23 protein-coding genes are annotated in these 23,247 nt (G+C 66.4%); 9 read left to right on the plus strand and 14 right to left on the minus strand.

Features of this window, described 5'->3' with window-relative positions; genetic code table 11:
* Positions 1-13: 13 nt before the first annotated feature.
* Positions 14-397, minus strand: a complete 384-nt coding sequence (locus AOP74_RS04735; RefSeq protein WP_061961192.1) for a DoxX family protein — start codon at positions 395-397, stop codon at positions 14-16.
* Positions 398-586: 189 nt separating this feature from the next.
* On the opposite strand from AOP74_RS04735, the gene AOP74_RS04740 reads away from it, so the two are divergent.
* Positions 587-1,600 (plus strand): aldo/keto reductase, encoded by a 1,014-nt coding sequence (locus tag AOP74_RS04740; RefSeq protein WP_061961193.1) that lies wholly within the window; start codon positions 587-589, stop codon positions 1,598-1,600.
* Between the two features lie 92 nt (positions 1,601-1,692).
* Here the strand turns inward: AOP74_RS04740 and AOP74_RS04745 are convergent, their stop codons facing one another.
* Complete coding sequence (locus AOP74_RS04745) at positions 1,693-2,601, minus strand: iron-sulfur binding domain-containing protein (protein ID WP_439645050.1); 909 nt, start codon at positions 2,599-2,601, stop codon at positions 1,693-1,695.
* A gap of 62 nt (positions 2,602-2,663) precedes the next feature.
* Between AOP74_RS04745 and AOP74_RS04750 the strand changes: the two genes are divergently transcribed.
* Positions 2,664-3,290, plus strand: a complete 627-nt coding sequence (locus tag AOP74_RS04750) for a hypothetical protein (RefSeq protein ID WP_061961194.1) — start codon at positions 2,664-2,666, stop codon at positions 3,288-3,290.
* 5 nt (positions 3,291-3,295) lie between these two features.
* On the opposite strand, the gene radA is transcribed toward AOP74_RS04750, so the two are convergent.
* Positions 3,296-4,669, minus strand: coding sequence for a DNA repair protein RadA (gene radA, locus AOP74_RS04755; RefSeq protein WP_061961195.1), 1,374 nt, complete (start codon positions 4,667-4,669; stop codon positions 3,296-3,298).
* Positions 4,670-4,750: 81 nt separating this feature from the next.
* Here radA and AOP74_RS04760 point away from each other — a divergent pair, with 81 nt between their 5' ends.
* Positions 4,751-6,010 (plus strand): hypothetical protein, encoded by a 1,260-nt coding sequence (locus tag AOP74_RS04760; RefSeq protein WP_061961196.1) that lies wholly within the window; start codon positions 4,751-4,753, stop codon positions 6,008-6,010.
* Positions 6,011-6,149: 139 nt separating this feature from the next.
* Positions 6,150-7,229, plus strand: a complete 1,080-nt coding sequence (locus tag AOP74_RS12335) for a lytic polysaccharide monooxygenase (RefSeq protein ID WP_061961197.1) — start codon at positions 6,150-6,152, stop codon at positions 7,227-7,229.
* A 124-nt stretch (positions 7,230-7,353) separates the two neighbouring features.
* On the opposite strand, the gene AOP74_RS04770 is transcribed toward AOP74_RS12335, so the two are convergent.
* Entirely contained in the window at positions 7,354-8,007 is a 654-nt protein-coding gene (locus tag AOP74_RS04770; protein WP_061961198.1) for a TetR/AcrR family transcriptional regulator, read from the minus strand.
* 76 nt (positions 8,008-8,083) lie between these two features.
* On the opposite strand from AOP74_RS04770, the gene AOP74_RS04775 reads away from it, so the two are divergent.
* On the plus strand, positions 8,084-9,538 hold the full coding sequence (locus AOP74_RS04775) for a DHA2 family efflux MFS transporter permease subunit (protein ID WP_061961199.1): 1,455 nt from the start codon (positions 8,084-8,086) through the stop codon (positions 9,536-9,538).
* On the opposite strand, the gene AOP74_RS04780 is transcribed toward AOP74_RS04775, so the two are convergent.
* Positions 9,501-10,559 carry an aminotransferase class V-fold PLP-dependent enzyme gene (locus tag AOP74_RS04780; protein WP_152649169.1) on the minus strand — a complete coding sequence of 353 codons (1,059 nt, stop codon included), beginning with the start codon at positions 10,557-10,559 and terminating at the stop codon, positions 9,501-9,503. The genes AOP74_RS04775 and AOP74_RS04780 overlap by 38 nt on opposite strands.
* Positions 10,560-10,600: 41 nt before the next feature.
* On the minus strand, positions 10,601-11,206 hold the full coding sequence (locus AOP74_RS04785; RefSeq protein WP_061961201.1) for a dienelactone hydrolase family protein: 606 nt from the start codon (positions 11,204-11,206) through the stop codon (positions 10,601-10,603).
* A gap of 76 nt (positions 11,207-11,282) precedes the next feature.
* On the opposite strand from AOP74_RS04785, the gene AOP74_RS04790 reads away from it, so the two are divergent.
* The gene (locus AOP74_RS04790) at positions 11,283-12,155 is read left to right on the plus strand and encodes a LysR family transcriptional regulator (protein WP_061961202.1); all 873 of its coding nucleotides are present in this window, start codon (positions 11,283-11,285) and stop codon (positions 12,153-12,155) included.
* A 3-nt stretch (positions 12,156-12,158) separates the two neighbouring features.
* Here the strand turns inward: AOP74_RS04790 and AOP74_RS04795 are convergent, their stop codons facing one another.
* From AOP74_RS04795 to AOP74_RS04815, 5 genes are all read right to left on the minus strand, one after another.
* Entirely contained in the window at positions 12,159-12,644 is a 486-nt protein-coding gene (locus AOP74_RS04795; RefSeq protein WP_061961203.1) for a methylated-DNA--[protein]-cysteine S-methyltransferase, read from the minus strand.
* On the minus strand, positions 12,631-14,124 hold the full coding sequence (locus tag AOP74_RS04800; protein WP_061961204.1) for a DNA-3-methyladenine glycosylase 2 family protein: 1,494 nt from the start codon (positions 14,122-14,124) through the stop codon (positions 12,631-12,633). The genes AOP74_RS04795 and AOP74_RS04800 overlap by 14 nt, the downstream gene beginning before the upstream one ends.
* Positions 14,125-14,202: 78 nt before the next feature.
* Positions 14,203-16,065 carry a carbohydrate-binding domain-containing protein gene (locus AOP74_RS04805; RefSeq protein WP_061961205.1) on the minus strand — a complete coding sequence of 621 codons (1,863 nt, stop codon included), beginning with the start codon at positions 16,063-16,065 and terminating at the stop codon, positions 14,203-14,205.
* A 15-nt stretch (positions 16,066-16,080) separates the two neighbouring features.
* Positions 16,081-16,863, minus strand: a complete 783-nt coding sequence (locus AOP74_RS04810; protein ID WP_061961206.1) for a polyphosphate polymerase domain-containing protein — start codon at positions 16,861-16,863, stop codon at positions 16,081-16,083.
* A complete protein-coding gene (locus AOP74_RS04815) occupies positions 16,860-17,486 on the minus strand; it encodes a DUF4956 domain-containing protein (RefSeq protein WP_082095994.1) in 627 nt (208 codons plus the stop codon). Before AOP74_RS04815 ends, AOP74_RS04810 begins: the two co-directional genes overlap by 4 nt.
* A gap of 171 nt (positions 17,487-17,657) precedes the next feature.
* Between AOP74_RS04815 and AOP74_RS04820 the strand changes: the two genes are divergently transcribed.
* The gene (locus AOP74_RS04820) at positions 17,658-18,341 is read left to right on the plus strand and encodes a response regulator transcription factor (RefSeq protein WP_061961207.1); all 684 of its coding nucleotides are present in this window, start codon (positions 17,658-17,660) and stop codon (positions 18,339-18,341) included.
* Positions 18,338-19,732, plus strand: a complete 1,395-nt coding sequence (locus AOP74_RS04825; RefSeq protein WP_061961208.1) for a sensor histidine kinase — start codon at positions 18,338-18,340, stop codon at positions 19,730-19,732. The genes AOP74_RS04820 and AOP74_RS04825 overlap by 4 nt, the downstream gene beginning before the upstream one ends.
* Here the strand turns inward: AOP74_RS04825 and AOP74_RS04830 are convergent.
* Positions 19,684-20,205, minus strand: coding sequence for a hypothetical protein (locus AOP74_RS04830; protein ID WP_061961209.1), 522 nt, complete (start codon positions 20,203-20,205; stop codon positions 19,684-19,686). The genes AOP74_RS04825 and AOP74_RS04830 overlap by 49 nt on opposite strands.
* An 80-nt stretch (positions 20,206-20,285) precedes the next feature.
* Between AOP74_RS04830 and AOP74_RS04835 the strand changes: the two genes are divergently transcribed.
* The gene (locus tag AOP74_RS04835; RefSeq protein WP_061961906.1) at positions 20,286-21,059 is read left to right on the plus strand and encodes an NYN domain-containing protein; all 774 of its coding nucleotides are present in this window, start codon (positions 20,286-20,288) and stop codon (positions 21,057-21,059) included.
* Here the strand turns inward: AOP74_RS04835 and AOP74_RS04840 are convergent.
* Both AOP74_RS04840 and AOP74_RS04845 read right to left on the minus strand, forming a co-directional pair.
* Positions 21,037-22,644 (minus strand): ABC-F family ATP-binding cassette domain-containing protein, encoded by a 1,608-nt coding sequence (locus tag AOP74_RS04840; protein ID WP_061961210.1) that lies wholly within the window; start codon positions 22,642-22,644, stop codon positions 21,037-21,039. The two genes, AOP74_RS04835 and AOP74_RS04840, sit on opposite strands and share 23 nt — an antisense overlap.
* 168 nt (positions 22,645-22,812) lie before the next feature.
* Entirely contained in the window at positions 22,813-23,241 is a 429-nt protein-coding gene (locus tag AOP74_RS04845) for a cupin domain-containing protein (protein WP_061961211.1), read from the minus strand.
* Positions 23,242-23,247 lie beyond the last annotated feature (6 nt).

Raw genomic sequence — 23,247 nt, forward strand, 5'->3', positions numbered from 1 at the left:
TCCGGGTGCGCGCTTAGTTGCCGAGCGAGAATTCTCCGATGCGGCCCACGAAGACGATCAGTGCAATCACCATGAGCAACGCCGGCACGGTGATGTTCGCCAGCGGATCTCCGCGGCGGATGTGAATGTACGTCGCGCCTCCACCGATGACCATGAGGCCCGCGGCCGCGACCGGAACGATCCACGGGATGAAGCCGATGATGGGGAACAGGACGACGGCGACGGAACCGACAATCTCGGCGGCACCGATCAACCGAATCTGCTTGTCATCGAAGTCGTTCGCCCACTCCTGACCGAGTTCAATCGAGCGCTTCTTTCCCCTAAAGGCGTGCACGAAGCCCGACGGAATGAACACGGCGGCAAGGGCAATGACAGCGACCCACAGCGCTGCATCCATGATGGTCCTCCTCAGTTGAAACCTGCTGTGATGGACACACTATTGCAGCCACCCCTTCTCTTTCCCCGCAAATGTCTCCATTTGGCTCATTGGCGACGCAGGAACAGAGGGATATCGCCACTGAAGACCCACCTAGGGAACGCCAAAACGATTCGACCGCGAACATCGGCCGGGCGTACGCTGGCGACCATGAGCCACAACCCCCACGTCGCCGCTGACGACCGCTACGAGACCATGCAGTACCGCCGCTCCGGCAAGTCCGGACTGAAGCTTCCGGGCGTCAGCCTTGGGCTGTGGCACAACTTCGGTGGTGCCAATGACACCGACACCATGCGCGAGACCATTCGCACCGCCTTCGACCTGGGTGTCACGCACTACGACCTCGCCAACAATTACGGTCCGCCGGCCGGTTCCGCAGAGGAGAACTTTGGGCGCATCTTTGCTCAGGACCTCGCGCCCTACCGTGACGAGATTCTCATCTCCTCGAAGGCTGGCTACTACATGTGGCCCGGCCCCTACGGCGAGTGGGGTTCGCGTAAGAACCTGCTGTCCTCGTTGGACCAGTCGCTGAATCGCATGCAGCTGGACTATGTGGACATCTTCTATTCGCACCGCTTTGACCCCGAGACGCCGCTTGAGGAGACCATCGGCGCGCTCGACACTGCGGTGCGGTCCGGGCGCGCGCTCTACGCCGGTATCTCGAACTACGGACCCGAGCAGACCCGCGAAGCGGTCCGCATTGCCCGCGAACTGGGCACCCCGATCCTGATCAACCAGTTCCCGTACTCGATGTTCGAGCGCACCCCAGAAGACGGCCTGCTCGACACCCTCGAGGATGAGGGCCTGGGCTCAATCGTCTTCTCCCCGCTCGCGCAGGGCATGCTGACCAACCGGTACCTCAACGGCGTTCCCGAGGGCTCGCGCGCCACGCACTCGCAGTTCCTGAGCGAAAACCAGCTCACGCCCACCTACATCGAGCGGGTCACCGCGCTCAACGAGATCGCCAAGGACCGCGGCCAGACACTGGCACAGCTCGCTATCCAGTGGGTCCTCCGTGGCGACCACGTCACGTCCGCGCTGGTGGGGGCGTCCTCTGCCAAGCAGTTGCGCGACACCGTCGCTTCGCTGGACTTCCCGGCGCTCACTGAGGATGAGATCTCGGCGATCGAACCGCACGCAGTCCACGGGACGCACCGCGCTTAGCAAATCGTCCGAAGCAACCGTCAGTAGGACATGAGTGCACGTTGAGGCACGGCCCCGTGCACTCATGTCCCACTAGCGCGACGAGGCGAGCGCTACAACTCGTACGTGCCGTCCCCACACGCACGCACGAGGCCGTCCGCCACCAACGACTCGGCGCATCGCCCTAACTGTTCAGGGGATACATCGTCCAAAGTGGGGTTCGCCGCGATGGCGACCGGAGCATCGGCCGCCCGCAACAAACCGACGATGCGGCCGCGCACCTGACGATCGGTGCCGTGCCAGGCCTGTGTCCGCCGCGGCGCCTCATCCAGGCCAAGAGAACCTGCCGCGACCCACGCGCAGTCATCGCGGAGCGGGCATTCGCCACACCGAGGCGCCCTCGCCGTGCAGACGAGCGCGCCCAGCTCCATCGACCCCGCGTTCCACTGAACGGCATCATGGGACGATGCTGGCACGAGCTCAGCCGCCGCCTCCCGCTCCGTACGGGTGAGGTGGGTGGCCGGGAGCGCTGTGGCGTGCCACGCGCGGCCAATGACGCGCCGGATGTTGGTGTCCAGGACGACGGAGCGCTCGCCGAAGGCAAAGGCCCTGATGGCGCTCGCGGTGTAGTCACCAATGCCCGGGAGTGCGAGGAGGTCGTCGTGGTCGCGCGGCACCTCGCCGTCGTGGCGCTCGACCAGCGCAGTCGCACACTGCCACAGGCGCTGCGCACGTCTCGGGTAGCCCAGGCGGTCCCAAGCGCGCACGGCATCGGTCTGGGTACCTGCGGCAAGCGCGGCGGGAGTGGGCCAACGCTCCATCCACCGTCGCCACACCGGCTCGACACGGACCACCGGGGTCTGTTGGAGCATGACCTCAGATACGAGGATGCCCCACGGTGAACAGTCCGCGTGCCGCCAGGGCAGATCGCGGGCGTTGCGTTCAAACCAGGAGATCACCTCGCGCACGCGCGGATCCATGTCGGCGTGCTCGCGCGAATCAATGGTGGCGACAGGCGGCATGGCTTCATTGTTCCAGGGCACAGCGGGGGTTACGGTTGCAACAAACCACCCGAGGAGGAGCGATGGGATCCCTCAAGCACCCGGTCGGCGATCAGCCGCCGCAGGTGTATTGGTTCCGACGCGTCCTCGTCATCGTTGTGATCGCCGCGATCGTGGTGGGCGGGTGGTTCATCGTGTCTGCGTTCTTGGGCGGTGACTCCGGCGACAGTGCATCGACGCCAGAGGTCTCCGGCAGCCCCGAACCGACGGTGACGACTTCTGCGGGCGAGGCGATCGCACTCGACGATCCCTCGCAACCGTGCACCGGTGACGACATCACCATCACCACGACTCCGTCACCTGAGTCCCCCACGATCGGGACCATGCCAGCCTTCGACCTCAGCATCGAGCACACGGGCATCACGCCGTGCACGCTCACCACAGATGCGGATGGCACGGAGCTCGCGATCAGTTCCGGAAGCGACCAGTACTACTCGACGTCATGGTGCCCTGAAGACCCCGGGTTCGAATCCAAGACCTGGATCTTGCAAGAGGGCGACAAGGAAGCACTCCAAGTGGTGTGGCCAGGCATCTGGCAGGACGAGGACTGTGGCGGGCCCATCAGCGATGTGCGCGCCGGAACGTACTCAGCCGCCGTCTCGGTTGGCGGGATCGCCGCAGAGCCGGTGCCCTTCACGATGGTGGAATAGCACCGCTACTCTCGCGGGATCGCGGCAGCCACGGCGTCGCGCAAGGTCGACACCCGGTGCACTCGGATCCCTGCCGGGTCTTTGTCCGCGCTACCGGAATCCGGCACGATCACGTCCGTGAAGCCAAGCCGCGCCGCTTCCGAGATCCGCTGCGCCATCGCGTTCACTGGCCGCACCGCGCCCGAAAGCGCCACCTCCCCGATGGCTGCGAAACCAGCCTTCACCGGAGCATCGGCCCGTGCGGATGCGAGCGCCAAGGCAAGGGCGACATCGGCTCCAGGCTCGGTCACGCGGGCCCCGCCAATCGTCGAGACGTAGACATCATCCGCAGCTACCGCGAGGCCCACGCGCCGGTGCAAGACGGCCAGGATCATAGAGACCCGCGCGGAGTCGATGCCTGACGTCGCGCGCCGCGGATTGCTCAGCGCACTGGGCGCCACGAGCGCCTGGATCTCAGCGGGCAGTGGGCGTTTGCCGTCGATCGTGATCGTTGCGCACGTGCCCGGCACCTGCGTGCCCTCTCGCGACAAGAACAGTCCGGACGGATCGGCAACGCCTTCAATTCCGGTGTCGTGAAGCTGGAAGCAGCCCACCTCATCGACCGAGCCAAAGCGGTTCTTGATGGCGCGCAGCAGGCGGAGCTGCGAATGTTGCTCGCCTTCAAACTGACACACGACGTCGACAAGGTGCTCCACGATGCGCGGCCCGGCGACCGAGCCGTCCTTGGTCACGTGCCCCACGATCACCATCGCGAATCCGCGGCTCTTGGCCTGCTGGATCAGCGCGGATGCGACTTCACGCACTTGGCTCACGCCACCCGGGGCGCCATCCACCTGTGCCGATGCGATGGTTTGGATCGAGTCAACGATCAGCAGTTGCGGTGCCACCTGGTCGATGTGGGCGAGCACCGCGCCGAGGTCGGTCTCGGCGGCAAGCATGAGGCCCGGTTCGAGGGCGTCGATGCGTTCGGCGCGCAGGCGCACCTGTCCGGCCGACTCTTCACCGGTGGCGTAGAGCACCTTCTGCTTCTCCCGAGCTGCCCGCGCAGCGACGTCGAGCAGCAGCGTGGACTTACCGACGCCCGGCTCGCCCGCCAACAAGATGACCGCACCGGGGACCAGTCCGCCGCCCAGCACGCGGTCGAACTCCGCGACACCTGTCGATCTCCGTTCCGAAGCCGTCGAGTCAACGTCGCTGATCGCGGTCGCGGGATTCGTCGCAGCGGTCGCCTTTGTCGCAGGACCAGCAGGGGCGGCCCCGGCTTCTTCAACCGTTCCCCACTGTTGGCATTCGCCGCAGCGGCCGACCCACTTCACGGCGCTCCACCCGCACTCGGTGCAACGGTATGCGGGCTTGGATGAACGGGTCGCGGAGGGCATGGCCCTACGGTATCCGTGCCCTGTGACACGCGCGGGCACGTCTGTCACGCCCGTGTCGTACCTGCGCCGTACGCTGGGGTCATGGTGCAGGACAAATCCGGCAAGTCAGTGACGTGGGCCCCTGTCAACGCGGAGCGCGAACCCGTCGCACCCTCCAAGCCGTCGTTGCCCACCACGGGGTCAATCCCACGTGTGCCGGTGCCCATTGACGGCGAGGACGGCGAGGTCATCGCGCCCGTCGAGCAGCCCTCCACCGACGAGGTCATGCCAGCCCCAGGCGCCAACCCGTGGCAGCCAGCTGACGGTGACGCCCCCGCCACCAGTGCCGACGCCATTCGCGAACTGGGGGATTCGGCGGTGCGTTCCGCCTCGCTGTCGGCCTCGGGCGCACCCACACCCCTAGGAGGTGTTCCGCAGGTGACATCCTTTGAACCCGAGAACAAGCCGGGAGCAGTACGGCCAGGATGGGTCGCCGGCGACCCCCGCAACAACGCCCCCGAATCCGCGTCGCAGTGGTCCGCGACCACGCCCCACGAGGGCTCTCCGGAGACGCCCGTGTCCCCTGCGTCCCCGGCATCGGCGCCCTCGACCGACTCGGCGCCCACCCCTGACCAACCGGACGACGCCACGGAGGTCATGTCACCCGTGCCCACCTTTGGTGACGAAGGCCCGGCGTATGAACCTCAGGTTCCCGCAGCATCGGCCGATGCTCCTTCCGCACAAAGTGCGGACGGCTCAGATGGCGCGCTGCCTCCCCAAGACGAGGCCAGCGGCGACAAGAAGCCAACGCCCTGGTACGCCGGAGCACCGTTCCTCGTTGTGGTGGGACTGCTCGTGCTCGGCGGCATCGGGTTTGCCGTCTACCAGGCGTTCTTCACGGCAGAGGACGTGACGCTGACCCCAGAAGTGCTCATCGAAGCGCCCGCGGAGGCGGCTGGCGATCCCATCACTCTCGAGGACCCCACTGACTTCCTGGCGGCCATGCCGGGCACGGTTGGTGCATACGTCATGACGGACGCAACTCCGGTTGACCCAGAAGAGGCAGGGCTCAGCGTCACGCCCGCGGAGGTCAACGACGTCACGTACTCCGATGGCACCAGCGAGTTCGCGGTGCGTTCCATCCAGCACTTCAACGAAGAGGACGCGACGGATCAGTACGCGGCGCTGTCTGAGGGCGGATCGGACCCGCAACCGGTGAGCGTGGGCGGTGCGGAAGTAGGCGAACGCGTGACTCTCGAGGGTGATCCCACGAGCTACATGTGGCGAAATGGCACGGCGGTCTTCGAACTCACAGGCCCCGCGGACCAGATCGAATCGTTCTACGGGCAGTTCCCGCTGTAAGGGAGACCACCACATAGGGGTTTGCCACAATTGTGCGGCCTCATGCTCGTTCCTACCCTCAGGAAGAGGTGCGCGCCGGCGCCAGTGCTGGCCACCGGGTCTTAGACCGCGCATCTTCACCTCAACCTGGGAGTGATCGATGCACACCATGACCATTGCTGGTCTGGTGCACGGTCGCGGAACTCGACTCGCCATGGCGGCGATTCTGACGGCGCTTCTCGCTGTCATCGTGGTTCCGGCCGTCACCTCCACCCCTGCCGCAGCGCACGGGTGGGTCACGTCTCCGCCGAGTCGGCAGGATCACTGTGCCGCAGGCACCACGTCCTTCGACTGCGGTCGAATCGCCTACGAGCCGCAATCCGTTGAAGCGCCCAAGGGTTCCATGCTGTGCTCAGGCGGCTCCGACTTCGCAGTCCTCGATGACGAGTCCCTGCCCTGGCCGCGCACGCAGACCGGCACGGACGTCACGTTCCAGTGGAAGCTGACCGCCGCGCACTCAACGGCCACATGGGAGTACTTCGTAGATGGTGAGCTCTTCGCCACCTACGATCAGGGCGGCCAGCAGCCACCGTCGAACATCCAGCACACCCTGACCGGCCTGCCTGAGGGCGATCACACCATCCTCGCGCGCTGGAACATCGCGGACACAGCCATGGCGTTCTACAACTGCGTGGACCTCACCATTGGCGAGGGCGGCCCCAACCCCACGCCATCCCCGACGCCCACGTCGACGGGCACACCCACGCCTACCCCCACGCCGACGACCACCGGCACCCCGGTTGAATGCGCGCCGGCGTGGAACGCCGACACCGTCTACAACGGTGGCCAGACCGTCCGCTACAACGGTTCCGAGTGGAGCGCGAAGTGGTGGACCCAGGGCGAGACCCCCGGCGGCCAGTGGGGTCCGTGGAACAACCTGGGCGAATGCGGCAATCCCACGCCCCCTTCGCCAACACCGACGCCCACGCAGACATCCACACCGTCGCCAACACCTACGCAGACGTCGAGTCCGACGGCGACGCCCTCGCCGTCACCCACGTCGACCGGCCTGCCCACGTGCAGCACCCCGGACTACGAGCCGGGACGCGTCTACATCGGCGGCGACACCGTGTTCTTTGCCAGCGGGAAGTGGAAGGCGCGCTGGTGGAATCAGCAGGAGCCGGCCAACCAGACCTGGGGGCCGTGGGAATTCATCGGCCAGTGCGCGGATCCTCGCTAGAGCGTTTCAATCCGCCTCCCCAGTAGGGCACCTGGGTCACTTTCTTGCTCAGAAGTGACCCTCAGGTCCCACTGGGGAGTGCGGGCACGCCCGGGCGCAAGGGCGGCACGGGCGCCGGCAGTGCTTAGCGGCCGCCGTCCAGCGGAATCTGGCCCCGCGACAGTTCGATCAGCGTGGTCGAGGTCTCGCCAAAGGTGCAGGCCATGAGTTCGTCGGCGGCAGGGTCGCCCGCGGCGTCCGGCATGCGCATCGCGAGCAGCATGGTGGTAAGCATGCCACGGCCGAAGAACGCGTTGGCCTCCTCGGGGCTCAACCCGGCATCTTCGCGAACCACCCGGTAGACCCTGAGAAAGCACTGCCGTGCCAGGGACCCGAGACCCTCGTCGTGGCCCAACGAGAACAACTGCAGCAGCGTCAGCAGGATGCCACGGTCGACCACCAGATTGATGTACGCCACCGACAGCGCCAGGGTCCTGTCGTGCGGGGCCTCGTCGCCGGTGAAGTCGGCGATGGTGGTGCGAAACGCGTCGACAACCTTCTGGGCGGCGCGTTCGGCCGATGCTCGGAAGAGTTTTTCTTTCCCGCCAAACATTCGTACGACGTAGGCCTGGGATACGCCGGCTTGGCGCGCGATGGCATCGGTGGTGCCTCCCGAGTAGCCACGCTCGCCAAAGACCACGGAGGCGGCGGCAAGAATCTGCTCGCGGCGCACGTCCGCGCTGAGGCGTTCACCGCGCCCTGCGGGAGCGGTCGTTGGGTCAAACTCGGAGGCGGACATCTTGACATGTTATCAACCGATAACTAACGTACTTTCTTGTAGTAATCAGTTGATTACATCAAGAAGGGATTCCGACATGACCGCCACCCGGCGCACTCCTCTCACACTCGTGATCATCGCGGCTTCGCTGCCCATGTTCATGGCGATGCTCGACAACCTGGTCGTCACCAACGCCTTGCCCGCACTCGCGGAGGACCTGGGCGCCTCCATCGAGCAATTGCAGTGGTTCATCAACGCCTACTCACTCAGCTTCGCCTCATTCATCCTCATGGCCGTCGCGCTTGGCGACCGGCTGGGCAGGCGCCGCATCTTCATGGGCGGAATTGCGCTCTTCACGCTCGCATCGGTGGCCTGCGCGCTCGCGACCACACCTGCCCAACTCATCGTGGCGCGCGCCATTCAAGGCATGGGCGCAGCCGCACTCCTGCCGCTGTCCCTCGCGCTGCTGGCCGCGAATGTCACCCGCAAGCAGCGTCCGCTCGCCATTGGCATCTGGGGCGGCATCTCGGGCCTGGGCGTCGCGCTCGGCCCGATCATCGGCGGCGCGGTCGTCGAGGGCATCAGCTGGAACGCCATCTTCTGGCTCAATGTCCCCGTGGGACTCATCGCGATCCCCCTCGTGCGCTTCGCACTTGCGGAATCCCGCGGCGACCGCGCCCGTCTCGACCTCCCCGGGCTGGTGCTGGGCATGACGGGCGTCTTTGCGCTGGTGTTCGGCATCATCCGCGGCAACGAGGCCGGCTGGTCCAGTCCCCAGGTGCTTGCCGGCCTGATCGGCGGAACCCTCCTCTTGGTGAGCTTCCTTGCCTGGGAGAGGCGAGCATCGGCCCCACTCCTGCCTTTGACGCTGTTCCGCGATAGGTCGTTCTCCGTCGCGAACGTCGTGGGACTGACCTTCAGCCTTGGCATGTTCGGCGCGATCTTTATCCTGATCCAATTCCTTCAGGTGGTGCAGGGGTACTCGCCTCTCGAGGCCGGGCTCAAGACGATGCCGTGGACCATGGCGCCGCTGATCGTCGCGCCCATCACGGGCCTTCTCATGCCGCGCATTGGCACACGTATTCTGATCGTCACCGGGCTCGCGGCTCAGGCCGTTGGCCTCGCGTGGATCGCGGCGGTCATGACGCCGGACGTCGCGTACTCCGCGTTCGTGCCCGCCTTCATTCTGTGTGGCGTCGGCATGGGAATGGTGTTCGCGCCGTCATCCACCGCGGTGCTCGCCAACATGCGGGACGCGGACCACGCCAAGGCCTCGGGCACCAACTCCACGTTGCGCGAGATTGGCGTCGCGCTCGGCATCGCCATCCTGACCGCGGTCTTCACGGGCACCGGCGGGGACTTCACGCCAGAGGGCTACACGGATTCCGCGATCATCTCCGTCTTTGTGGGGGCGGCGTTCCTCGCGCTCACGGCAGCGATCGCGACGCTCCTGCCGTCACGAGCAGATGAAGCCCGTTCCCAGGGCAACGCGGACGTGGTCGACGCCGAGCCCGCTACACCGCTGCAGCCAGCACCGGTCGTAGTGCGGTAACCGCGCGGCGGACGTCGGCCTCGTCGTTGTAGATGTGGAATCCCACCCGGACGCGCCCGGCGCGCTCGGCGGCACGGATTCCCGCGGCGGCGAGGTCGCACGGCTCGGCCGGGATGGAAACGATCGCGCTTCCGGCAGGGCGCAAGCCGAGCTCCTGGCGGAACAGGTCGGCCAGTCCGGACGTGTGGGCGTAGGCCTGGCCGATGCTGTGGCTGGCTAGGAGCTCGAGCGCAGCCACACCTGCGGGAACCAACTGCCACGGCGGGGAGGTATCGAGGCGCCGGGAATCGGCACTGAGTTCAGGGGTGGCTCCGTAGAGGTGTTCCCAGGGCTTGTCGGCTCCGTACCAGGAGGCACACACGGGACGCACCCAGAAGGCCTCAGGACGGACAGCCGCGAACGCCAAGCCGCGCGGCGTCGTGAGCCACTTGTATCCGGAGGCCACCACCACGTCGAAACGCGTGGAGTCGATCGGCAGCCACCCAGCCGACTGCGAGGTGTCGACAACCGTCTTGGCCCCTGCAACTCCGGCCCGATCCGCCAGGGCATCGAGGTCCACCACGCGACCGTCGCGAGACTGAGCTGCGGACACGGCGACGAGGTCAACGCCCGAACGCACGCTCTCCACGAGGCGGTCCAGTGGCACACGGGTCACCGTCAGACGGGGATCGGTGGCGAAGGGCCACAGCATGGACGTGAAGTCTTCCTCCGCGACGAGCACGTGTGCGCCGTCGGGCAACGAGGCGGCAACCATGCCGACTACCTGGGACGTTGAGCCCGCGAGCGCAATGTCGGCAGGACGGGAGCCCACGATCTTTGCGAACGCCACACGCATCCGCTCAACGCCGGCATCGATCTCGGAAAGGACAAGCTCGCCGTGCTCCCAGGCGCCGGTCGTTGACTCCAGAGCCCGCGCGGTCTGGCGGGCGGGCAGTCCGTAACTCGCCGTGTCGAGGTAACCGCGCGAGTGGCGGAACGCTGAGGCGATCGTGTCGTTGAGCATGCCTCCAGGTTGCGTCACGGACCGGACACCAACAAGATGCCACGTTTTACATCTAGACCTCAATCAGGCTGAGGTATTGCGATGGGAGGCGCATCCAGCCCTGCCAGGAAGTCCGTCACGTGTTCGTAGAGCCGATGCGAATCTTCAGCGTCGTAGTCATCCCAACCTTCGAACGCGAACAGGTGTCCTTCCGCGTCGTAAAGCACTTCCTCGCACAGGCCGCCCGCCATCACCATGAGCGCGGCGTTGTCTTCAGGTTCCGCCCAAAAGTCCTGGCGCGACCAGTGCAGTTGTGCGCTCAGCCGCGACGGCCACATTTCACAGTTCACCCACGCGGGGCCAATCCCCCCGTGGACCATGACAAGCCCTTCCGCTCGGTCGTCCTCGAGCGCCAGAATCTCCGCGACCGCTGCGCCGAGCGAGAACCCCATGTAGACGATGGGGCCGGGCAGCCTCGTCAACTGTTGTGCCGTGAGTTCGGCGAAGTGAAGCGGACCACCTTCGGCGTCCGCGAAGGTCACGGCGTGATCGAGGTCATCGAACTCGACGCCGTCGTAGAAATCTGGGGTGAGAACCTCGTGCCCGTCTGCGCGCAGCGCCCGTGACCATTGCTGCACGTGTTCGGTTGGGCCCAGTGCGGAGTGGAGCAACACCACCGTTGTCATAACTTCCTCCTGAGCGGGGAGGACGTCGCAGTCCGCGCCCCGCCGTTCTTTACGTGTTCAATGCCATGATGGCCTGATGATCGACGTGGAGCGACTTCTAATCCTGCGTGAAGTCGCGCGCCACGGGTCAAAGGCCGCCGCCGCGCGCGCACTCCAAATCGCCGAACCCACCGTCGCGCACCACCTCAAATCGCTCGAACACACCGCGGGCGTGCCGCTGACGATCCGGGTGGGCAGGGTGACGCGGCTTACCTCCGCCGGGGAAGCGCTCCTTGAGCATGCCGACGCCATTGCCGCGTCCTTGGCCAGCGCGGAACGGTCGCTCGCGCAGCACGCCGACCTCTCTGGCGGCCGGTTGCGGATCGCGTCCTTCACCTCGTTTTGCGCAGTGGCGCTGCCGGCACCCCTAGCGCAGTTCGCGCGACGGTACCCGGGCATTGAGGTCGGCCTGGTCGAGACCGAGACCGACGACGCGCTCCAAATGCTCCACGATGGCGTCGTCGATTTGGTGGTGGGGTTCGCCGACGACGCCACCCCCGCCCCGGATGATCTGCCCATCCGGTGGCTCGAGCACGACGAGTACCTCGCGGTGCTCCCCGCCCATCACGCCCAGTCCAGGCGCGCCACGGTGGACATTGCGACGCTTGCGTCAGACACGTGGATCTCCGGCTGTCAGCGGTGCCGTGCCCACCTTCACGCGTTGGCCGCGTCTGGGGGCTTCGAACCTCAGATCGCATTCCAGACAGAGGACTACGTGACCGTGCAACGGCTCGTCGCGGAGGGCCTAGGCGTCGCGATCCTGCCGCGCATGGCACTCGCCGCCAGCCCCGAGGTCACCGGAATCGTGACAGTGCCCACGGCTCCCGTGTCGCATCGCGAGGTCTTCCTCGCCCTGCCACGAGAGCCGTCCGCTGCGGCGAAGACCTTTGCGGGACTCATCGCTCCGTGAGGCTCAGGCTGCTGCTCGTTCCCGATCGAGGAGCGACCGCTTGACCTCAACTCCCCACGCGAATCCGGTCATTGCGCCGGACGCTCCGGTCACTCGGTGGCACGGGACAAACAACGCGACCGGGTTGGCTCCGCACGCGGCCCCAACGGCCCGGCTCGCCTTCGGGTTGCCCAGCGCTGCGGCAAGCTCGCCGTAGGTCCGGGTCTGGCCGGCGGGAATCTCGCGCAACGCGTCCCACACCGCGGCCCTGAACTCGGTTCCCGGCGCCGCAATCGGCACTGCCATCGCGGGCCTGGGGTCGCCGTCGTAATAGGCCACCACGGCATCGGCCGCAGTCACGTCGCCACGTACGCCCGGCCCCCCGTCGAGGCGCGACCGGGCCGCGAGCGCCGCGGGACCCTGGGTCCACCCGGCGGCGACCACGGCTCCCTCATCTTCGATCACGACGAACGGTCCGTCCGGGGTGTCGAAGGTGTCATGAACGCGCATCTGTCTGTCCTTTCTCGAGTGACGCGGCGCGCCACAGGTGCATCATGAGGTAGCTGCGCCAGGGCGCGAGCGAGGCGGTCTCCGCCACGAGTTCGCGCGGCGCATCGAAGCCCAGCGTCCGGGCCCCTGCGCGCACCGCCACATCTCCCGTGAGGAGGATGTCGCTTGCCCCAAGGGTCCGGAGGGCGACGTATCCGGCGGTCCACGGGCCGATGCCGGCGAGACCTTCGAGCGCCGCCATACCTTCGGTGGTGGAGACGCCGGGGTGGAGGGCGACGGTGCCTTCTGCGAGGGCCGCGCAGGCTCCGAGCAATGCAGACCGGCGGGCGCGGGGACCTCCCAGATGGGCGTCCCCGGACTCGGCAATCTTTCCCGGCTCGGGGAAGACGCTGGTGACGCCGTCGACCGCCAGGGCCGGCGGCAGGGGCTCGCCGAGCGCATCCACCAGTCGCGCCACCGCAGTGCGTGCGGCGGCAACCGTGACCTGTTGGCCCAGGATCGCCCGCACCACCATCTCTGCGCCATCCACCGCGCCCGGAACCCGAATCCCCGGGGTCCTGGCCACTGATGGCGCGAGGCGCGGATCGGCCGCGAGCGCCGCGTCGATCGCGACCGGGTCAGCATCGAGGTCCAGTAGCCGGCGGGCGCGCGCGAGCAGCTCCGGTAGATCTGCGAGATCGGTGAGGCGCGCAGTGACGGTCACCTCGGACCGCGCAGGTTCGAGGGTCATCACTGCTGGTCCGCGCGCCAGGCGGAGGGAGCGGGTGTAGGCGCCATCGCTGGCGATCTCCACGCCCGCAATTGCACGCCGCGCGAGCCAGGCAAGAACACCCGCACCATCGAATGGCTCCCGCACGCGCAGGCGCAGGGTCACCGTCCCGGCCTCAACGCCTGCCGGTCCGCGCTCCGCCGCACGCGCATGGCCGCGCACCTCGGTGGGCGTCATCCCGTAGACGTCGCGGCAGGTGTCGTTGAACTGCCGCAGGGAAGCGAACCCGGACGCGTGCGCGACGTCGACGACGGGCATCGCGGTGGAGACGAGGAGCTGCCGCGCCGTCTGCGCGCGTTGCGCGCGAGCAAGTGCGAGGGGCCCGGCGCCAAGTTCCTCCGTGAGGATGCGGCCAAGCTGTCGCGACGAGTAGCCCAATCGGGTCGCCAGGCCCGGCACGCCCTCGCGATCGACGACCCCGTCGGCGATCAGGCGCATGGCGCGCGCGGCGGTGTCCTGGCGCAGGTTCCACGCAGGACTTCCCGGCGTTGCCTCCGGCAGGCAGCGGCGGCACGCGCGATACCCCGCTTGGTGTGCCGCAGCCGATGTCAGGTAGAACGTGCAGTTCCCCGGCTTGGGTGTCCGAGCTGGGCACGAGGGCCGGCAGTAGATTCCCGTCGACTTCACCGCTGTGAAGAACTGCCCGTCAAACCGCGCGTCTCTGCCATGCACGGCGGCATAGCGTGCGGCGAAGTCAGCGGGGGCGGTCACACCTCAAGGATGCCCCCGTCCCCGCTGACACGCTCGCGGTTTTCGGACATTGCTGTCGTAGCGGTGTCAGGGCCCGCCTTACTCGGCCGCGACGGTGCCCGCTTCTGTTCCGCCCGTCACCGAACCGTCGGTGACGAGCCCCGCCGTGGCGGTGCCCGTCACGTCACCGTCGTAAATCACGGTGTACGTGTCACCGGCCACAACATCCGCGCTGGAGAACACGATCGACGCGGCGTCCTTGTCTGCGGTGTACGAGGCAACCAAGTCGCCCTCGGCGTCGACAATTGCGATCGAAGAGCCCGCCGTCACCGTCTGACCAAACATGATTCCGATGACCGCCTGATCCCCTGCGTCCGGAGCCTGGGCCATGCCAGAAGCGCCCGCGGCGACAATCGTTCCGCCGTCCATCGAGAAGCTGCCGTTGTAGTCAAGGGCGCCCTCGCGGTCGGTCGTCGGGCCAGCGATCACCACTGTTCCGCCGGTCATGGAGATGTTGCCGTTGGAGTCCAGGCCATCCGACGTGGAGTTGATGGTCCACGTGCCGCCCGTGATGTCGAGCAGCACGCCGTCAAGGACCTCGTCGCCGGGGCGTAGAGCCGCCTCGTCGATCGCGACCTCGGAGTCAGTCGCCGTGGTCGTGTAACTGGCCTGAACAGTGGTGCCCTCCGAAGAAGCGTCGGGCGCGGTGTCGCCCGCGGTCGTCGCGTCGGGGGCCGTGGTGTCGTCACCCGGGCGTCCGCCACGCTGGTCCGTGCCGCCGGGGAAACCCTCGTCCGTCCCCTCACCGGGCATCGTGCTTTCAGTGTCGTTGATCTCCGAGACAGAGCCGTCCCCGACCTGCATGCCGTCATCCTCGGCCGTGATGTCGCCCGTACCTCCGTCGAGGTGCATGATCGCGGCCTCGAAGCCTTCAAACGACTCGGTGACCACGATCTCGCCATCGGTGACGCGCATGATCCCGTTGGTCGTGATGCCGTCGTCTCCTGCAGCGATCGTGAGTGAGCCGCCTTCGATCGTCACCTGGTTCTCTGCATCGATCGCGTCGGTGCCGGCCGTGATGTCAATGACGCCATCGGTGATCCACACCACACCCACGGGGTAGGCGGAATCATCGGAGTCGAGGACGTTGTCGGACTTCAATCCGTCGCCGCCAGCGTTCACGGTGACGTCACCCTCCAGCACCACCAGGTGGTCCTTGCCGCGCAGGCCGTCATCCGTTGCGGTGACGTCCACGCTCCCGGAGTCAATGACGAGAGTGTCTTTCGAGGTGATGCCGTCTGCCGCGACGCCGTTGACCTCAAGCGAGCCCGAGCCCGTGATCCACAGGTCAGAGGTCGAGTAGATCGCCGCGTTCTCTTCGCGCGAGTCGTCATCGACTGCGTCCGCAGAATCGGACACCGTGTTGGTCGTGCCGTCCTCCAGCCCTAAGACGACCCAGTCGGCATCCACAACGTTGATTCCGGCCACGTCCTCAGCGGTGATGTCCACGCCATCAAGAACCAGGACCACGTCGGCTCCATCCCCATTGACGACGACCTGCCCGGCGCTCAGCTCACCGGACAACACGTACGTCCCCGACTCCGTGATGGTCACGGTGTCGCCGTCGACGGTGGCGCCCGAACCGTCCACCGTCGAGGCGCCGTCGGCCAGCGTGATCTCGGTTGCGCCGACCGTCGAGTAGTCGAGGTCCACCTCTTCGATGTCGAGGTCGGCGTAGTCGGCCTCGACGCGGTCTTCCGTTGCGATCTGCTCGACGTCTGCGGACTCCGTCGTGTCGTCCGCGGACTCACCCGTGCCCGTGGCGGCTGGGTCGACGGCTTCCTCGACCGCGACGGCTGCCGCCGCGGCCTCGTCGTCCGCGCTGATCGCCGCAGAGCAGCCTGTCATCAGCAGTGCGCCGAGGGTCAGCCCGGCGAATATTTGTGTGGTGCGCTTCTTCATGATGGGGAACCTTCCTTAGGCGCCGGCTCGAACCGGCTCGACGAGTGAGACGTGGCCACGCAGCGTGCGCGACCATCGGTTGTGAGGCAGCTCGGGGTGGAGGGCCGCGAGCGCCGTGCAGTATTTGGAAACTTTGGATGGGCGCACGCCGTGGGCCCACAGCGCGCGGTCGACCTCTCCGGCCCGCGAGGCGGACTTCGTTTCGACGATCAACACGTCGCCAAAGGACGCCGCGCGGCCGTCCGTCGCAATCCCCTGGACCTGTGAGTCCACGGTGACCCGAGCATCGGCCGTCAGAAGAGTTGTCCGCATGTACCGGGTGGTGACCGCGGGCGTGAGCTCGGCTGCGGCTGCCGCGATCGCGGGGAAGCCGGAGACGAACTCGAAGGCCTCCCGGGGCAGGTCCGCATCCTCATCGACGTGCATGTCGAGGAACTCGCGGTGCTTCACGGTGTCGCCTGTGCGCGAGCGGAGCTTCACTTCGATTGCGTGGGTGTCCGTGTCGATGTAGGTGCGGGTGCGGACCTTGTAGCGGCGCGGACGCCGATGCGCCGCCGCGCGGTAGCAGTCCCAGCCCGGGGTGTCGTAGTAGGTGGACGCGTAGCGGAACGCGCGCGTGCCGTCGATCTCGAGCACGCGGGGTGCGGGCGCGAGAGACCCGACAACCAAGGCCCAGGTCCCGGGATCCACGAGGTACTTGCGGTCCACGCGCTGCTGGAGCGCGGCGGTCTCATTGATCTCCGACAGCGACACGGGCGCGAGGCCCTGTGCCCATGGGAGGACCGATGCCGGGGTCATCGTGCGCTCCCGGCTGCCACCGGTGCGGTGTGAGCCGTAGGGCGTAGGGCCGATGCTTGGGTCGCCTTGGCGCCGCTACCTTCCCGCACCGCGTAGCGGACGTCGCACAGGGTGGTCTGCTGCACCAGGTCCGTCTTGCGAATCACGACGCGCTTGATGTCGGCGTCGAGGAGGTCCTCAAGCATGAGCGCGGCCTGGGTTTCCGTGCTCACTGCGCGGTCGAGCATCACCTGCTGAGTGCGGGCTGTCGAGAAGAGCTTAGGGCTGTCGCCCACGGCAATCGCGACCAGGAGGATGCCCATGAGGGACAGGCCCACCGCGCCGTTGATGCCGGGGAATCCGCCCAGGAGACCCAGCGCAATCGCGGTGAAGTAGTAGGCGATCTCCGAGTGGTCCATCTCGGTGGAGCGCAGGCGGATGATCGACAGCACCGCGAATATCCCGAGACCGAATCCGAGCGACACGTCCGCTGTGGCCATCGCGTAGGTGACTCCCATGACGCCAACGTTGATCGACAGGAACGCGACGATCATGTCGCGGCGCCGGTGCCTGGGGAAGTAGAGGCCGAACACCAGCACGGTGATGGCGATGAGGTCGGCGGCGATGAGTGCGTAGATGGACATGTGAGTCACCTCGGAAGTTCAGGAGGCTCGACGGTCGAGCCGGGGTATGTCTCCATAGAAGCGATCACGCCTGGGAACTGGCTGGGAGAGACGGCACAGGACCCTGGGATTGTCGTCTTGCCCTAGGAGTGGTCCCAGCGTTCTCCTAGGCTCAGGTGCTTGACTGGTCTCATGACCGACCGACGCATCCTGGTAGTAGACGACGAGGACAACCTGCGCACCATGCTCGTGGCCGCCTTGAAGTACGAGGGCTACGACGTGATCCAGGCTGTCGACGGCGCTGACGGCTTGCGTGCGGTCAAGGAACACCGCCCCGACCTGATCGTGCTCGACGTGATGATGCCCAACGTGGATGGCTTCGCGATGTGCCGGCGGCTACGCGATGCCGGCGACCGCACCCCCGTCATCTTCCTCACCGCACGCGATAGCTCCGAAGACAAGGTCGAAGGGCTGCGCATTGGCGGAGACGACTATCTCGATAAGCCGTTCAACCTGGACGAGCTCGTGGCCCGCGTCGAAGCGGTGTCGCGGAGGTTCGAGCGTGAGCCTTCGTCGTCCGACACCTATGAAGTTGCGGACCTGGTGCTCGACGACGTGTCTCATCGCGTGACGCGCGCCGGCACCGAGATTTCTTTGTCTCCCACGGAGTACCGCCTGCTCATGTACTTGATGCGCAATGTGGGCCGAGTGCTCTCGCGCGGTCAGTTGCTCGAGAATGTCTGGGGCTACTCTGCGGATGACGACCCCGCGGTGGTCGAGACCTACATCGGATACGTGCGTCGCAAGGTGGACGCCGTGGAGCCCAAGCTCATCCACACAGTCCGCGGCGCGGGCTACACGCTGAGGGCTCCGTGAGCGCCCGGCGAACTCTGTCACTGCGTGACCGGCTTGGCTTGGGGTTCCTCGCAGTCGGTGTGATCTCTGTCGTCGTGGCCATCATCGTGGCGTTCACGACGCACCAGTTCTTGATGTCTCAGATGGACGACCGGCTCGACAGTTACGCGGGCCCGGGCTTCTACGACCAACCCATTCGCAGCCTCCCGGACAACCTCCAGCAGTTAGAAGATGAGGAGCGTCCGTCAGAGGCAACGCGGGGATACGTCGATGCGAACGGCACCTTGTACGTCTTTGTGACGAGCAATATCGAGGGAGCGACGGACGCCGTCCCCGTCATTCCCCTGGAGCAGTTGACCGCTGACAGCACGCACTTCACGGCGCCCGCGTCTGAGGGCTCGAGTGAATTCCGCGTGCTAGCCCGCCCTGCTGGGAACGGGTGGGACATCACCGCGCTTCCCCTTGATGATGTGAAGGCCGCGACCAAGCAGCTGATCTTGATCGAGGCCATTGGGATTGTGCTCATGCTCGGCACGCTGGGCCTCGTGGCGTGGTGGGTCAACCGCTTGGGAATCGCGCCCATGCGGCGCATGGTCGGAGCATCGACCCAGATCGCCGATGGCGACCTCGATGTCCGCCTCGACACTAATCAAGGCGGATCCGAGACCAACGAGTTAGCGCACTCACTTAATCAGATGATCGAGAAGCTCACGGACGCGCTTACGGAGCGCGAAAAGTCGGAAGCCCGGCTACGCGAGTTTGTCGCCGATGCTTCACATGAGCTGCGCACACCCCTCACGACGGTCTTGGGGTACGCGGAGCTGCACCGCCGCGGAGCGCTCGCTGATGCTGAGAATCAGAACGACGCCTGGGCACGCACCGAGGCCGAGGCAGCCCGTATGCGCAGGCTCGTCGAGGACATGCTCACGCTGGCCAAGTACGACGCCGAACCTCACCTCGACACCCGCGATATCCACCTGGGCTCACTCGCGACCGAGGTCGTGGCCGACGCGACGGTCGCCTACCCCGACACCACTTTCGTGTTTGCGGGCGGCGAGGCAACCGTCCTCGCCGACGGCGATCGCCTGCGCCAAGCACTCCTGAACGTCATCGCCAATGCCGCGGTGCACGGCGGCGACACGGTGACCGTCTCCGTCGCGGCGAGGGACGAGACTGCCACGATCCGCGTGCACGACAACGGTCCGGGCATGACGCCGGAGGTCGCTGCGCGAGCCACCGAGCGCTTCGTGCGCGGCGACACCTCCCGCCAGCGCGCGACCGGCGGAGCGGGCCTCGGCCTCGCGATCACTGCCGCAATCGTGGATGCCCACGGCGGCACGCTGTCGGTGGAGTCCTTACCCGGTCAGGGCACCTCGGTGACTATCTCGCTACCGGCCGCTGCCTCGGAGTGACGCGAACGCTCGACTGCCAGCTTGATCAGCGGAAGAGCGACCGCCACCGCCGCGAGGAGTTGCACAGCCGCGTTGCGTCCGCCGTGCTCGACCCAGCCCTGCCAACCTCCGCCATAGGGAATCGCGCCATCTTGGACGAACGCTTCGACCCCTATGGGCCAGACCGTGTAGGACACGACCACCAGCGTGAGAGCCGATACCCCAAAGCCGATGGCGAGAGCGGTGCCCGCTGCGCGCGTACCTTTGAGGACTCCGAGGATCAACGTTGCCGCTACCAGCGCCCCCGCAACGGCCCCGCCGAGCAGCCACCACACGGGCACTTGCGGGCCAATCACCCAGACAACTTCGTTGGAGACCGGATCGAGCCTCACTCCATCCATCGAGGCGCTGATGCGCATGTCGGCGTAACCGAGCGCGAGCACCGCGACAAGACCAAGAGCGATTCCTACGAGGGCGTTGACAAAGACCTTCATGCCCAACCACCGTACAGACGCCCATGTGGGGCAAGTCCGGCTTCCGACTCCAGCCGATGTGGGTGTGGAACAGTGAGCACATGGCCACCACTCAGGACCAAGCCCGCCTCGCAGTGCTGATTGACGCGGACAACGCACGTGCCGAACACCTGGAGCGGCTGCTGATCGAAGTCGCGAAGTACGGCACCGCCAGCGTCCGTCGTGCTTACGGCGACTGGACCACACCGCAATTGGGTCCGTGGAAGGAGACTCTTCTCGCTCACTCTGTGCAGCCAATCCAGCAGTTCGGGTTTACGAAGGGCAAGAACGCCACGGACTCTGCACTCATCATCGATGCAATGGACATCCTCCATGCGGGCACGGTTGATGGCTTTTGCCTCGTCTCGAGCGACTCGGATTTCACGCGCCTTGCCGCGCGTATCCGCGAGCAGGGACTGAAGGCGTATGGGTTTGGTGAACGCAAGACGCCCGCACCCTTTGTGGCGGCCTGCGACACCTTCGTCTACGTCGAAAACCTTCGTCGCGACTCAGCACCACAGGAAAGCGAACGCAAGCGAGACTTCACCACCGACCCCGAACTGGCCAAGTGGCTCGCCGAGGCTGTCGACACTGCTTCACGTGACGACGACTGGGCACACTTGGGTGAAGTCGGAAGCAACCTGTCGCGCTTGCGGTCCGATTTCGATACACGCACTTGGGGCTTCAGCAAGCTGAAAGACCTGATGAAGGCCCACCCCGCCTACGAGGTCAAGAACGTTGCCACGGGAGAAGGTCGCCCCACGGTCGTACAGGTGCGCCGGAAGCCCAAGGCGAAGCGGACGCAGCCGAAAGCTAAGTCCAAGGCCGGTCAGTAAAGCCGGCCGCATCGAGCACCCACTCACGGGTAGGTCCCATTCGGGCCACGGCGTCGGCGTCGTGACTCACCACTACGAGGGCTCCCCGGTAGTCCGCGAGCGCCTCGAGGAGGTGCTCGCGCGTCGCGAAGTCGAGGTTGTTCGTGGGCTCGTCCAGCAACAGCAACTGCGGTGCGGGGCGCGCCAATAGAACGGCCGCGAGCGCCGCGCGGAAGCGTTCGCCGCCCGACAACTGTCCTGCGAGCGCATCGCCGGAGGCACCTCGAAAGAGGAAGCGTGCCAACTGCTCGCGTACGTCATGCGGACTCGCTCCCAAAGCGTGCCTGTGCACGTTCTCCACCACGGACAACGCCGGGTCCAACACATCCAGCCGTTGCGGCAAGTACCCCACCGGCACCATCACCTCCGCGTCGCCGGCCAGCGGAACCACGGCATCGGCCGTATCCACGGGTAGCAATGCGCGCAACAGCGTGGTCTTGCCCGCGCCGTTTGCGCCAGACAGGACAATCCGCTCGGGACCCTGCACGAGTGCGTCGACCACCGTCCCGGTGCGAAGGCGCGCGTCAGCCAGCCGCGCCACATCACGCCGAGGCGGCACGTCCGTTCCGGCCAGGTCAATGCGCACTTCGCGATCGGTGCGCGCCGCGCCCTTCGCCTCGTCAAGGCGTTTGGCAGCGGCATCGGCACGGTCCTCGTGGACGGCTGTCGCCTTCGCCTGTGTGGCCTGCGCGCTGGCCTTGCGCGCGTTCGCCACAATCTTCGGCATCCCTTGTGCGGACTTCGCACCGGCCCGTTGACGCTTGCCCTCACCTTCGATGTGCTTGCGCAACTCGCGCTGTTGCCGGGCGGCCTCGGACGCTGCTGAACGCACCTCCGCCTGGGCGCGCTCACGTTCGGCCTCCTTGGCTTGCTCGTAGTCGTCAAGACTTCCCCCAAACCACCTGAGCGAGCCATGACTGAGTTCGCCGATCGAGCGCACCCTGGCAAGGACGCGGCGGTCGTGACTCACCACGAGGGTCGCCCCACGTCGCCGCTCAAGTGCCCCGAGGACCTGTGCCGTCGCGGCCTCGTCGAGGTTGTTTGTGGGTTCGTCCAGGAGCAGGACGTCGGGGTCGGCGTGGAGGGCCGATGCCAGGGCCAACCTGGTGATCTCACCTCCAGAGAGTTCGCCAACAGTGCGGTCGAGGGTGTCGGATGGCAAACCTAGAGAGACAAGGGTGGCGGTCGCACGCTCATCCACGTCCCAGTCGTCGCCGATCAGGTCGAAGTGGCTCTGGGCCACGTCCCCCGACTCGACCGCACGCAAAGCCGCGCGGATCGGCGCCAGGCCCATCGCAGCATCGGTCCGCCCCTCGGGGTCTAAGGCCACGTCTTGTGGCACGTACTGCACGCGAGGTGGACGGTTGACGGTTCCCGAGTCTGGCGCGAGTTCGCCTGCCAGGACTTTGAGGAGCGTGGATTTACCGGTGCCGTTGGTGCCGACTAGGGCGGCCAGTCCGGAGTCAACCGCGCCAGTGACGTCCGTGAGGACGCGGGCGCCGTCGGGCCAGGAAAAGTGAAGGTGAGAAAAGGACAAGGAAGACATGAGGTTCTCGCAGATGCGTCTGGGGCAGAAATGCCGGTGGCAGATGTGCGCATGGCCAGACGAGCGTGTCTGGCGAACCTAGATCTTCAACGGAGTGCTCCAAGCAGCTCGGGGTGATGTCCTGCTCTCAGGATAACCGACCGCGGGGGTGACCGACCGGGATCAAGGTCACCAGGGCATCGGCCGGTCAAAGATGGGCTTAGCGTCATTGGGTAGTTCCGGCAGGTCGCCGCCGTCACCGCGGATGCAAAACCACGTCAGCGGCTCGGTTCCCTCGGGGTCGCAGCGCCAGGTGCGCAACACGCCCTGACCCACGCGGATCACCGTGCCGGGTCCCACGTCGACGAGTTCGTCGTCCAGGCCCATCTGGCCGCGACCGGTCAGGAACACGAAGAGCTCTTCCACGGACGAGTGCGCGTGCCAGTACCCCGCCTCCTCGCCCGGAATCATCGAGTTCACGGACATCCCAATGAACTGCATGGGCAGTTCCTGATCGACCACGCGGCGCCCGTCGCGCTCGCGCGCAGGCACGAACCCGCCGTAGTAATCACGCCAGGATTCGATGGGACCTAGATCGATGCGCTGAAAGTCGCTCATGCCTCC

Origin of the sequence: Demequina flava (assembly GCF_000975035.1) — a bacterium.
Taxonomy (GTDB): Bacteria; Actinomycetota; Actinomycetes; order Actinomycetales; family Demequinaceae; genus Demequina; species Demequina flava.

Coding starts and splice junctions, on each gene's coding strand:
- AOP74_RS04820 (WP_061961207.1), top strand. CDS start 17,658: ATGACCGACCGACGCATCCTGGTAGTAGACGACGAGGACAACCTGCGC.
- AOP74_RS04790 (WP_061961202.1), top strand. CDS start 11,283: ATGATCGACGTGGAGCGACTTCTAATCCTGCGTGAAGTCGCGCGCCAC.
- AOP74_RS04845 (WP_061961211.1), bottom strand. CDS start 23,241: ATGAGCGACTTTCAGCGCATCGATCTAGGTCCCATCGAATCCTGGCGT.
- AOP74_RS04840 (WP_061961210.1), bottom strand. CDS start 22,644: ATGTCTTCCTTGTCCTTTTCTCACCTTCACTTTTCCTGGCCCGACGGC.
- AOP74_RS04745 (WP_439645050.1), bottom strand. CDS start 2,601: ATGCCGCCTGTCGCCACCATTGATTCGCGCGAGCACGCCGACATGGAT.
- AOP74_RS04770 (WP_061961198.1), bottom strand. CDS start 8,007: ATGTCCGCCTCCGAGTTTGACCCAACGACCGCTCCCGCAGGGCGCGGT.
- AOP74_RS04830 (WP_061961209.1), bottom strand. CDS start 20,205: ATGAAGGTCTTTGTCAACGCCCTCGTAGGAATCGCTCTTGGTCTTGTC.
- AOP74_RS04760 (WP_061961196.1), top strand. CDS start 4,751: ATGGTGCAGGACAAATCCGGCAAGTCAGTGACGTGGGCCCCTGTCAAC.
- AOP74_RS04740 (WP_061961193.1), top strand. CDS start 587: ATGAGCCACAACCCCCACGTCGCCGCTGACGACCGCTACGAGACCATG.
- AOP74_RS12335 (WP_061961197.1), top strand. CDS start 6,150: ATGCACACCATGACCATTGCTGGTCTGGTGCACGGTCGCGGAACTCGA.
- AOP74_RS04835 (WP_061961906.1), top strand. CDS start 20,286: ATGGCCACCACTCAGGACCAAGCCCGCCTCGCAGTGCTGATTGACGCG.
- AOP74_RS04810 (WP_061961206.1), bottom strand. CDS start 16,863: ATGACCCCGGCATCGGTCCTCCCATGGGCACAGGGCCTCGCGCCCGTG.
- AOP74_RS04785 (WP_061961201.1), bottom strand. CDS start 11,206: ATGACAACGGTGGTGTTGCTCCACTCCGCACTGGGCCCAACCGAACAC.
- AOP74_RS04735 (WP_061961192.1), bottom strand. CDS start 397: ATGGATGCAGCGCTGTGGGTCGCTGTCATTGCCCTTGCCGCCGTGTTC.
- AOP74_RS04795 (WP_061961203.1), bottom strand. CDS start 12,644: ATGCGCGTTCATGACACCTTCGACACCCCGGACGGACCGTTCGTCGTG.
- radA (WP_061961195.1), bottom strand. CDS start 4,669: ATGCCCTCCGCGACCCGTTCATCCAAGCCCGCATACCGTTGCACCGAG.
- AOP74_RS04775 (WP_061961199.1), top strand. CDS start 8,084: ATGACCGCCACCCGGCGCACTCCTCTCACACTCGTGATCATCGCGGCT.
- AOP74_RS04805 (WP_061961205.1), bottom strand. CDS start 16,065: ATGAAGAAGCGCACCACACAAATATTCGCCGGGCTGACCCTCGGCGCA.
- AOP74_RS04750 (WP_061961194.1), top strand. CDS start 2,664: ATGGGATCCCTCAAGCACCCGGTCGGCGATCAGCCGCCGCAGGTGTAT.
- AOP74_RS04815 (WP_082095994.1), bottom strand. CDS start 17,486: ATGTCCATCTACGCACTCATCGCCGCCGACCTCATCGCCATCACCGTG.